The organism is Streptomyces viridosporus (assembly GCF_002078235.1).
GTDB classification, from domain to species: Bacteria; Actinomycetota; Actinomycetes; order Streptomycetales; family Streptomycetaceae; genus Streptomyces; species Streptomyces viridosporus.
Genome location: NZ_MSGP01000232.1, coordinates 1 through 10,548, shown reverse-complemented (window position 1 = coordinate 10,548; position 10,548 = coordinate 1). Strand labels below are relative to the sequence as shown.

At 73.7% G+C, this 10,548-nt stretch carries 9 protein-coding genes; 3 read left to right on the top strand and 6 right to left on the bottom strand.

Translation table 11 applies throughout. From position 1 onward, the window contains the following. Positions 1–33: 33 nt before the first annotated feature. The 4 genes from B7L92_RS17225 to B7L92_RS17210 all read right to left on the bottom strand — a co-directional run bounded on the left by B7L92_RS17225 (position 34) and on the right by B7L92_RS17210 (position 4,441). A complete protein-coding gene (locus B7L92_RS17225; protein ID WP_004989698.1) occupies positions 34–969 on the bottom strand; it encodes a carbohydrate ABC transporter permease in 936 nt (311 codons plus the stop codon). 96 nt (positions 970–1,065) lie between these two features. Then, positions 1,066–2,817: an L-arabinonate dehydratase gene (gene araD / locus B7L92_RS17220; protein ID WP_081238483.1), complete on the bottom strand. Its 1,752-nt coding sequence runs from the start codon at positions 2,815–2,817 to the stop codon at positions 1,066–1,068. Beyond that, positions 2,814–3,722: a dihydrodipicolinate synthase family protein gene (locus B7L92_RS17215; RefSeq protein WP_081238482.1), complete on the bottom strand. Its 909-nt coding sequence runs from the start codon at positions 3,720–3,722 to the stop codon at positions 2,814–2,816. The genes araD and B7L92_RS17215 overlap by 4 nt, the downstream gene beginning before the upstream one ends. Continuing rightward, positions 3,719–4,441: a GntR family transcriptional regulator gene (locus B7L92_RS17210; protein ID WP_081238481.1), complete on the bottom strand. Its 723-nt coding sequence runs from the start codon at positions 4,439–4,441 to the stop codon at positions 3,719–3,721. The genes B7L92_RS17215 and B7L92_RS17210 overlap by 4 nt, the downstream gene beginning before the upstream one ends. A 627-nt stretch (positions 4,442–5,068) precedes the next feature. Between B7L92_RS17210 and B7L92_RS17205 the strand changes: the two genes are divergently transcribed. Then, a complete protein-coding gene (locus tag B7L92_RS17205; RefSeq protein ID WP_081238480.1) occupies positions 5,069–6,328 on the top strand; it encodes an MFS transporter in 1,260 nt (419 codons plus the stop codon). On the opposite strand, the gene B7L92_RS17200 is transcribed toward B7L92_RS17205, so the two are convergent. Beyond that, positions 6,265–7,428: a hypothetical protein gene (locus tag B7L92_RS17200; protein WP_081238479.1), complete on the bottom strand. Its 1,164-nt coding sequence runs from the start codon at positions 7,426–7,428 to the stop codon at positions 6,265–6,267. The genes B7L92_RS17205 and B7L92_RS17200 overlap by 64 nt on opposite strands. Beyond that, entirely contained in the window at positions 7,425–8,366 is a 942-nt protein-coding gene (locus B7L92_RS17195; RefSeq protein ID WP_081238484.1) for a 5-dehydro-4-deoxyglucarate dehydratase, read from the bottom strand. Before B7L92_RS17195 ends, B7L92_RS17200 begins: the two co-directional genes overlap by 4 nt. 252 nt (positions 8,367–8,618) lie before the next feature. Between B7L92_RS17195 and B7L92_RS17190 the strand changes: the two genes are divergently transcribed. Together B7L92_RS17190 and B7L92_RS17185 are read left to right on the top strand one after the other, a co-directional pair. Beyond that, entirely contained in the window at positions 8,619–9,428 is an 810-nt protein-coding gene (locus B7L92_RS17190; RefSeq protein ID WP_081238478.1) for an NAD-dependent epimerase/dehydratase family protein, read from the top strand. Positions 9,429–9,739: 311 nt separating this feature from the next. Continuing rightward, positions 9,740–10,510 carry a DeoR/GlpR family DNA-binding transcription regulator gene (locus tag B7L92_RS17185; RefSeq protein WP_081238477.1) on the top strand — a complete coding sequence of 257 codons (771 nt, stop codon included), beginning with the start codon at positions 9,740–9,742 and terminating at the stop codon, positions 10,508–10,510. Positions 10,511–10,548 lie beyond the last annotated feature (38 nt).

Genomic DNA, 10,548 nt, shown 5'->3' with positions numbered 1-10,548 from the left:
GGGCGGGGGCGGTCGGGGCGGCCTCTTTGGTGATCACTTGCTTTCGCCTCCGAACTTGCTCAGCCGCAGGTAGACGATCGAGCAGAAGAGCAGGATCACGAACGCGACCGTGGTGAGGGCCGACGCGTAGCCGAAGTCGTGGGCGTCGACGGAGGTGTTGGCGATGTACAGCGGCAGCGTCGTGGTCTCGCCCGCGGGTCCGCCGCCGGTCAGCGTGTAGAGCAGGTCGACGTTGTTGAACTCCCACACCGCGCGCAGCAGCGTGGACAGGATGATGGCGTCCTTCAGATGCGGCAGCGTGATGTGCCAGAACTGCTTGATCCGGCTGGCCCCGTCGACCTCGGCGGCCTCGTAGAGGTCCTTGGAGACGGACTGGAGGTCGGCGAGGATGAGGATCGCGAAGAAGGGCACGCCGCGCCACAGGTCGGCGACGACCGCCGCCGGGAAGACGGTGGAGGTGTCCGACAGCCAGCTGACGCCGTAGTCGCCGATGCCCAGGTCCGCGAGGTAACGGGTGATGCCGGTCTGGGAGTTGTAGAGCAGCACCCAGATCGCTGAGGTCAGCACGCCGGAGACGGCCCACGGGGAGAAGACCAGGGCGCGGCCGAGGCCCCGCCCGACGAAGGTCTGGTTGACGATGAGGGCCAGCGCGAGCCCGAACAGCAGCTGGAGGCCGACCTCGACGAAGACCCACTTGGCGCTGAAGACCAGCGTGTCCCAGAACAGCGGGTCCTCGGTGAAGATGTGGACGAAATTGTCGAAGCCCGCGTAGCCGTTCCGCCACGGCTTGGTGGGGTTGTACTCCTGCAGGCTGTAGTAGAAGACGCTGAGGACCGGGTACGCGATGAAACCCAGCATGAGCAGGGCGGCCGGCGCGATCAGCAGATAGGGAAGCCTGCGGGGCGTGGCGGAGGCACGGCGCCGCCGGGGTGGCTCGGGCGGTTTCGCCACGGCTGCGGCTTGGGCCATGACTGTTCTCCGTTTCTCGGTACGTCGTGCTGTGTCGTGCGTGAGCGGGTGAAGCGCTTTCTTCGTAGGTGTGCGGGGGCCGGTCCGAACGGCGGTTCAGCCCGCGTAGGGGTCTCGCACCTCGCCCGGCCGGGCGAGGAACTCGAAGTCGCAGCCGGTGTCGGCCTGGGTGATCTGGTCGTGGTAGAGCGCGCCGTAGCCGCGCTCGTACGGCACGGGCGGCGGCGTCCACTGCGCCCTGCGCCGCTCCAGCTCCTCGTCGTCGACGTCGAGCCGAAGGGTCCGGTTCTCCACGTCGAGGGTGATCGGGTCCCCGGTGCGCACCAGGGCCAGCGGTCCGCCGACGTACGACTCGGGGGCCACGTGCAGCACGCACGCGCCGTAGCTCGTCCCGCTCATGCGGGCGTCGGAGATCCGCACCATGTCCCGCACGCCCTGCTTGAGCAGGTGGTCGGGCAGCGGCAGCATCCCGTACTCGGGCATGCCCGGGCCGCCCTTGGGGCCGGCGTTGCGCAGCACCAGCACGTGGTCGGCGGTGATGTCCAGCGCCGGGTCGTTGATGGTCCGCTGCATCTCCTTGTAGTCGTCGAAGACGACGGCGGGACCGGTGTGCTTCAGCAGGTGCGGTTCGGCGGCGATGTGCTTGATGACGGCGCCGTCCGGGCAGAGGTTGCCGCGCAGCACGGCCACCCCGCCCTCGGGGGCGACCGGGTTGTCGCGGGGCCGGATGACGTCGTCGTCGTGCACCCGCGCGCCGGCGATCTGCTCGCGCAGGGTGTCGTGGCAGACGGTGGGCCGCTCCAGGTGGAGCAGGTCCGGGATCCGGGAGAGGAACCCGGGCAGCCCGCCGGCGAAGTGGAAGTCCTCCATCAGGTACGTCCGGCCGCCGGGCCGTACGTTGGCGAGCACCGGGACGGTGCGGGCGATGCGGTCGAAGTCGTCGAGGGTGAGCCGCACGCCCGCGCGGCCGGCCATGGCGATCAGGTGGATCACGGCGTTGGTGGAGCCGCCGAGCCCCAGGACGGTCGTCACCGCGTCCTCGAACGCCTCCGCGGTGAGGATGTCGCTCGGCTTCCGGTCCTTGTGGACCAGGTCGACGATCGTCATGCCCGCCCGCGCGGCCATCCGGTCGTGCCCGGAGTCGACGGCCGGGATGCTGGACGCGCCCGGGACCGTGACGCCGAGGACCTCGGCGGCGGCGGTCAGGGTGGACGCCGTCCCCATCGTCATGCAGTGACCGGGCGAGCGGGCCAGGCCGCTCTCCAGTTCCTGCATCTCGCAGTCGCCGATGACGCCGGCCCGCCGGTCGTCCCAGTACTTCCACATGTCGGTGCCGGAGCCGAGGGTCTCCCCGCGCCAGTGGCCGGGGAGCATCGGCCCGGCCGGCACGAAGACGGCGGGCAGGTCGGCGCTGGCCGCGCCCATCAGCAGGGCGGGCGTGGACTTGTCGCAGCCGCCCATCAGCACGGCCCCGTCGACCGGGTAGGACCGCAGCAGTTCCTCGGTCTCCAGCGCGAGGAGGTTGCGGTAGAGCATGGGGGTCGGCTTCTGGAAGGTCTCGCTGAGGGTGGAGACCGGGAACTCCAGCGGGAAGCCGCCCGCCTGCCACACCCCGCGCTTCACGGCCTGCGCGCGGTCCCGCAGGTGGACGTGGCAGGGGTTGATGTCGGACCAGGTGTTGAGGATCGCGATGACGGGCTTGCCCAGGTGCTCCTCGGGCAGGTAGCCGAGCTGGCGGGTGCGGGCGCGGTGGCTGAAGGAGCGCAGGCCCGACGCGACGCCGCTGCCGTACCACTGGTGGCTGCGCAGTTCCTCGGGCCGCCTGCGCCGCTGGTCGGGGGCGCTCATACGGACCATCCGGCGGCGATGGCGGCGACCTCGGCGCGCTCGCTCTCGGGCAGGGGCTTGCTCGGCGGGCGGACCTCGCGGCGGCACAGGCCGAGGGAGGCGAGGGCCTCCTTGACGACGGTGACGTTGTTGGCGGAGCCGTTGGCGGCGCGCAGTTCCTCGAAGCGGCGGATCTGCTCCCACACCTTCATGGCGGCCGGGTGGTCGCCGGAGCGCAGCGCCTCGATCATGTTCAGCGAGACGGACGGGGCGACGTTGACCAGCCCGGAGGTGAAGCCGGTGGCGCCCGCCGAGAAGTAGGAGGGCGCGTACGGCTCGGCGAGGCCGGCCACCCACACGAACCGGTCGAGGCCCGCGTCCCGGGAGAAGGCGGCGAACCTCGCCGCGTCCGGCACGGCGTACTTCACCCCGATGACGTTGGGGCAGGCGTCGCCGAGTTCGGCCAGGCGGGCACCGGCGAGCCGCTCGTTGCGGATGTACGGGACGACGCCCAGCTCGGGCACGGCCTCGGCGACGGCGCGGTGGTAGTCGACCCAGCCGCCCTGGGAGACGTAGGGGTGGACGGGCTGGTGCACCATCACCATCTGCGCGCCGAGCTCCCGGGCGTGCCGTGCGGAGGCGATGGCGGTGGGCACGTCGTGGCCCACGCCGACCAGGACCGCCGAGCCGTCGCCGGCCTCCTCGACGGTCAACTCGGCCACCAGGCGGCGCTCTTCGGGGGTCAGGGCGTAGAACTCGCCGGTGTTGCCGTTGGGGGTGAGGGTCGTGATGCCGCCGTCGAGGAGACGCCGCAGCAGGGCCCGGTAGGTGCCGGGGTCGACGGAGCCGTCCTCGGCGAACGGGGTCACCGGGATCGCCACCACGTCGGCCAGGGCCGCCCGCTGGGTCTCGAACGTCCTTGTCATGCCTGACCGTCCTCTTTCCGGGCGCCCCGGGTTTCCGGAGCGTCCTGGGCTTCCGGGGCGTCCTGGGTCTCCGGGATGTCGAACCCCGCTTCGGGGAACGCCCGTCGTACGAACGACGCGATGTGCGCGTGCAGGGCGCGCGCCGCGCCGTCGGCGTCCCCGCCGAGGGCGAGCCGCAGGATCTCGCGGTGCTCGCTGGCCTCCCGCTCCCAGGAGGGGTCGGCGGCCCAGGCGACGGCGGAGACGAGGGCGGCCTGGTCGCGGACCTCGTCGAGCATCCGACCGAGCAGCGGGTTGCCGCACGGCAGGTAGAGGGCGCGGTGGAACTCGCGGTTGGCGAGCGACCGTTCGGCCGTGTCGGTGGCCTCGTCGGCCCGGGTCAGCGCGGAGCGGGCGGCGTCGAGGGAGGCGCCGCGCCGCACGGCGCGCTTGAGGGCCTCGGGTTCGAGGAGCAGGCGCACGTCGTAGACCTCGCGCGCCATGTCCGCGTCGACCATGCGCACCGTGACGCCCTTGTACTGGCTCATCACCACCAGACCGGTGCCGGCCAGGGTCTTGAGCGCCTCGCGCACCGGGGTCTTGGACACCCCGAACTGTGCGGCGAGGTCGGTCTCGACCAGGGCCTGGCCCGGCGTCAGCCGGCCGGTGAGGATGCGGCGTTTGATCTCCTCCAGCACGTACTGCGTGCGGGAGGGGATCGGGGTGGGCACAGAGGTCATGCGCGCCTCTCGGATCTCGCGTATCGGATCTCGCGTATCGCGTCTCATATATGACGTACGAAGTACGACGCGGATGACCGTAGAAGTGGCCCCGTGTTTCGTCAATGCTTCCGACAAAGGAACTTGCGGTTGCCGCACGGCCGTTGGGCGCGCGGTCCGCGCGGGCGGCCGGGCGGACCGCCGGAGGGGACGGCGGTCCGGGCGGCCGCCGGCTCGGGGCGGGCGGGGGTCCGGCAGTCGGGTGCGCCCGTTCGCCGTCGCGACGCCCGCCGGCGCCGGCCCCGCGGAGGAACAGGCCGCCGGGGCGGACCGGACGACCGTCGTACAGCGGCCGGACGGCGAGGACCCCCCTCGGGAGGCCGGCGTCCGGGCGCCCGGGGAACCGGTGTGCCGCCGCAACCTCGCGAACGGTCCGGCCCCGGCGTCCACCCCTGCCCAGCCGCCCCCGCCGCGCGGCGGAAACCCGGCGCGGGGGCGGTCCGGCCGGGGTGCGGGAAGGAGACGACGAGAACGGTGCGGGCGGGGGAGGTGCCCGAAGGACACGTGCCCCTCCCCCGCCCGCCGCCCCCGTTTCTAGGGCATCTGCCCGATGCCCGCACCCCGGTCTTAGTCCCACGATGACCGGGCATGAAGACGAACGGAACGAGCCGGACGGGCGGACGGACCTGGACCGTGCTGCGCGTGGCGCGGGACCGGAACGCGGGGCTCTGCCTCGCCGGGGTGGTGGTGTCGGGCTTCGGCACCTCCGCGCTGTGGCTGGCCTCCGGTGTGTGGGTGAAGGACCTCACCGGTTCGGACGGTCTCGCGGCCCTCTGCATGCTGGCGATGTGGGCACCGACCCTGGTCGGCCCGCCGCTGGGCGCGCTCGCCGACCGCGTCCGCCGCACACCCCTGCTGATCGGCACGAGCCTGTTCATGGCCGGGCTCCTGCTCACCCTGCTCACCGTCGACTCGGCGCGCGGTGTGTGGCTGCTGTACGCGGTGCTGTTCGTGTACGGCGCGGCCGGCGTCGTCCACGAAGCGGCCGAGTCGGCGCTGGTCGCCACCGCCGTGGACCGGTCCCTGCTCGGCGACTTCAACGGGCTGCGGACGACCCTCAACGAGGGCATGAAGCTCCTGGCCCCGCTGGCGGGGGCCGGTCTGTACGCCGCGTACGGCGGGGCGGGCGTGGCCCTCCTCGACGCGGTCACCTTCCTGCTCGCGGCGTCGGTGTACGCGTTCCTGCGGGTGCGGGAGGAGCGGCCCGAGCCGTCGTCGGGCGGCCGCCCGCGGCGGACGGCGGAGGGCGTCCGCTCTCTGTGGTCGCACCCGCTTCTGCGTCCGCTGGTCCTGGCGGGCGGCGCCACGATGCTGTGCGCGGGGGTGAACGGGGCGCTGGTGTACGCCGTCGTGGACGCCCTGGGCCGCTCCCCCGCGTACGCCGGTGTGCTGTACGCGGTCCAGGGCGCGGGCTCGGTGGCCGTCGGCCTGCTCTCCGGTCCCGCCCTGCGCCGCCTGGGCGAACGGCGCTTCGCGGCGTACGGCGTCGCCCTGCTGGCCGTCGCGGTGGTGCTGCGCGCGGTGCCGAACGACCCGCTGGCGTGGGTGACCGGCGCGGCGATCGGGGCGGGGCTGCCCGCCGTGCTGATCGCCGCGCTGACCGCCGTGCAGCGCGAGACGCCCGGACCGCTGCTGGGCCGGGCCACCGCCACCGCCCACACGCTGGTGTTCACACCGAACGTGCTCGGACTGGCGGTCGGCGCGGCCGTGGTCGGGCCGCTCGGCCACCGGCTGCCGCTGGCCGTCTCGGGGCTCGCGCTGGCGGCGGTGGCGGTGGCGCTGCTTCAGAGCGCGGCGAGTGCCGAGCGCACCGCCTCCAGGTCCCCGTCCGACGCCAGCCCCGCGTGATACAGCCGCAGCTCCGTCGCGCCGAGCCGGCGCGCCTCGGCCGCGTCCGCCGCGAGGGTGCCGGGGCTGCCGCCCAGGCCGGAGACCACGGTGAAGTTGGCCGCGAGGACGGCACCCTCGCGGCCCTCCCGCGTGAACGGCGTCAGCAGGCCGGCGCCCCCGGTGCAGGGCACCACCACGCCGTCGGCCACGGAGAGGACGTGCGCGGGGTCGACGCCGGCGTTGGCGCCGCAGTGGTACGACACCGGGTCCGCGTGCAGCAGCACCTGGAAGCCCTCGGGAGCCGCCTCCCGCACCGCCCGGACCGCCGCCTCCTGGAGGGTGCGGGCCGTCTCGTCGCGCCAGGCGCGCGTGGCGTTCGCCGTCGCGGCGCCGAGGAGCTTCTCGACCCCCGGCCAGCCCCCGTCGGAGGGCGCCCCCCGCCACACCGGTTCGAGCGCGTCCCGTACGGCGGCGGCGAGTTCGTCGGCGTCCAGGCCCTGGGCCCCGTAGCCCTCGCGGCAGACCGGACAGAAGCACAGGGACATCAGGTACTGCCCGGCGTCCCCGAGGCCGACGCCGGCGGTCTTGTCGTGGGCGTGCAGATGGGCCAGCCCGTACCAGCCGAGGGACTCCAGCTCGGTGCCGCGCGCCCCGGGCCGTACCGCCGCCTCGGCGGCGAGGTCGGTCAGGTACGCGCGGGTGGCGGGCCGGGCGATGCACGGCGCCCAGGGGTAGCGGTCCCCGTGGGCGTTGACCACCGAGGTGTCCGGATGCTCGGCGCCCAGGCGGGAGTTGTGCGCGAGGACCACCCAGGTGTGCACCTCGAGCCCCGCGTCCGCGAGCGCGGCGGCGGCCTCGCCGAAGGCGTCGCCGGGGGCCCAGTCGCCGGCCGGGTACGGGCGCAGGGCGCGGCCGGACCAGCGCCCGTCGGCCGGGTAGAGCACGGCCGCGTGCTCGGCGGTGACGATGCGGTGGCGCGGGTGGCGGGGGGTCAGCGCGCGTGTGGAGTGGTAGGCGGAGGCGAGCGTCACCTGCGCCACGCCGAGCGCGGCGATCCGCGCGGGGGCCTCCGGGTCCCCGTTGACGTCCCAGGGGTAGACGAACGCCGACGCCTTCACTTGTCCTCCTCCAGGAGCGCGTGTCCCCGCTCGATCAGCCGGGCGAGCCGTGCGACGTGGTCCCCGGCCGGTTCGTGCAGCGGCGGCCGGACCTCACCGACGTCCAGCCCGCGCAACCGTACGCCGGCCTTGACGAGGGAGACGGCGTAGCCCTGGCCCCGGTCGCGCAGTTCGACGAAGGGCCGGTAGAAGCCGTCCAGCAGGCGGTGGGCGGTGGCCTCGTCGCCGGTGCGGAAGGCCGTGTGGCAGGCGAGGGCGATCTCGGGGGCGAAGCAGAACACCGCGGACGAGTAGAGGGTGATGCCGATGCCGCGGTAGGCGGGCTGGGTCAGTTCGGCGGTGGGCAGCCCGTTGAAGTAGAGGAAGTCGCCGGGCGCCTCGGTGCGTACGGCGCTGACGGTCCGCTGCATGAGGTCGAGGTCGCCGTGGCCGTCCTTGAGGCCGATGATCCCGTCCGTGCGGGCCAGTTCGACGACGGTGGCGGGGGTGAGGACGGCGTTGTCGCGCTGGTAGACGACGACGGGCAGGGAGGTGGCGGCGGCCAGCTCCCGGTAGTGCCGCAGCAGTCCCTCCTGCGCGGCCCGGACCAGGTACGGCGGCATGGCGAGCAGCCCGTCGGCCCCGGCCCGCTCGGCGAGCCGGGCGTAGCGCACCGCGAGGGCGGTGCCGTACCCGGCGCCCGCGACGACCGGGACGCGTCCCCCGGTGGCCTCGACGGCGGCGGCCACGCACCCTTCGAACTCCTCGGGCGTCAGCGCGTGGAACTCCCCGGTGCCGCAGCAGGCGAACACGGCGGCGGCCCCGGCCTCCACCCCGCGCCGCACATGGGTGCGGTAGGTGTCGAGGTCGACGGCGCCGTCGGGTCCGTACGCGGTGACCGGGAAGAACAGCGGCCCGCTGGGGATACTGAGTCGGGCGGTGAGGGGGGCTGGCGTCACGAGCTCTCCCAGGTCCATATTCTTGATTGGCGTCTACATCTCTGAACGGTCCCACGCTAAGCCGCCCCCGGGACGCCGGTCAAGCACGGCAACCCGCCGCACACCAGCGGATTCTTCCGTTCCACGGCGGGAGGCGGGACACTTGACGGGCCGCGCCCCGCCTCCATACCGTGTCCACGCTTATGAATGCCGTGCGCCCATGTGCACGTCCGCGCCTCATGCGCACGGCCGGCGACGCAAGGAGACCCGAGGATGCCCGCTCCCCGCACCGTTCTGCTCACCGGCGCCGCCGGCGGACTCGGCACCCTGATGCGGGACCTGCTCCCGGACTACGGCTACGAGCTGCGCCTGCTCGACCTGCGGCCGGTCGAGGGCGAGCCGGACGCGCTCGTCGCCGACCTCGCCGACCGGGAGGCCGTGCGCGAGGCGGTCCGGGGGGTCGACGCGATCATCCACCTCGCGGGCATCTCCCTGGAAGCCCCCTTCGAGAAGATCCTCAGGGCGAACATCGAGGGCACCTACCACCTCTACGAGGCCGCCCGCGAGGAGGGCGTCGGGCGCATCGTCTTCGCCTCCTCCAACCACGCCGTCGGCTACACCCCGCGCCCGCGGGGCGACGACCCCCTCATCCCGGTCGACACCCCGCGCCGCCCCGACACCTTCTACGGCCTGTCCAAGTGCTTCGGCGAGGACCTCGCCCAGCTGTACTGGGACAAGCACGGCCTGGAGACCGTCTCCGTGCGCATCGGCTCCTGCTTCCCCGAGCCGACCAGCGTGCGCATGCTCTCGGTGTGGATGAGCCCCGCCGACGGCGCCCGCCTCTTCCACGCGGCCCTGACCGCCGAGAACGTCGGCCACACCGTGGTGCACGGCTCCTCCGCCAACACCCGCCTGTGGTGGGACCTCACCTCCGCGCGGGCGCTCGGCTACGAGCCGCAGGACGACTCCGAGCCGTACGCCGGGAAACTCGTCGCCGAGCAGGGCGAGCTGGACCCGGACGACCCGGCGCACGCCTGCCTGGGCGGCCACTTCGTCACCGACCCGCCGATCTGGCCGTACTGACGCGGCACCGCGCGCGGAACGAGCCGCGGGCCGCACGCCCCCGCGGCGGGAAATCGACGCTCGCACCGGCGGGCGGGCACCGAACGGGCCCGCCCGCCGCCGCATTCGGGCATCCGTGCCGCCCGTTCCCACGCCCCGGGCCGTCCCCGCGCAGGTCCGAGGCGGGCACCGCCGGATCCGAACGGGCACAAGCGGGCAGGAACGAACACATAACAAGCCTGGTCAGAACCACGCACCCGCTGTAGAACATCCTGCAAGGGCCGCACCGGGCCCGAACGGGCAGCGAGATCAGGAAGCGGGTGGTCGGACCCATGAGCCACGGGACGGCCGAGGAGCGCCAGCGCGAGATCGTGCGGCTGGCGCGCGCCACCGGCTCGGTCGACGTCACCGCGCTCGCCGCCGACCTGGGCGTGGCCAAGGAGACCGTACGGCGGGACCTGCGCGCCCTGGAGGACCACGGTCTGGTGCGCCGCACCCACGGCGGCGCCTACCCCGTGGAGAGCGCCGGCTTCGAGACGACCCTCGCCTTCCGCGCCACCAGCCACGTACCCGAGAAGCGCCGGGTGGCGACCGCCGCCGCCGGACTGCTCGGTGACGCCGAGACGGTCTTCGTCGACGAGGGCTTCACCCCGCAGCTCATCGCCGAGGCGCTGCCCCGGGACCGGCCGCTGACCGTGGTCACCGCCTCCCTGCCGGTCGCGGGCGCCCTCGCCGAGAGCGGCACCGTCTCCGTCCTGCTGCTCGGCGGCCGGGTCCGCTCCGGCACCCTCGCCACCGTGGACCACTGGACGACGAAGATGCTCTCCGGTTTCGTCATCGACCTGGCGTTCATCGGCGCCAACGGCATCTCCCGCGAACACGGTCTGACCACGCCCGACCCGGCGGTCGGCGAGGTCAAGGCGCAGGCGGTCCGGGCCGCGCGGCGCGTGGTGCTCGCGGGCGTCCACACCAAGTTCGGGGCGGTCAGCTTCTGCCGGTTCGCCGAGATCGGCGCGCTGGAGGCGATCGTCACGAGCACCCTGCTCCCGGCCGCCGAGGCCCACCGCTACTCCCTGCTCGGACCACAGGTCGTCCGGGTCTGACGGCCGCACCACCCGGCACCCCCCGAAGAACCCCACCT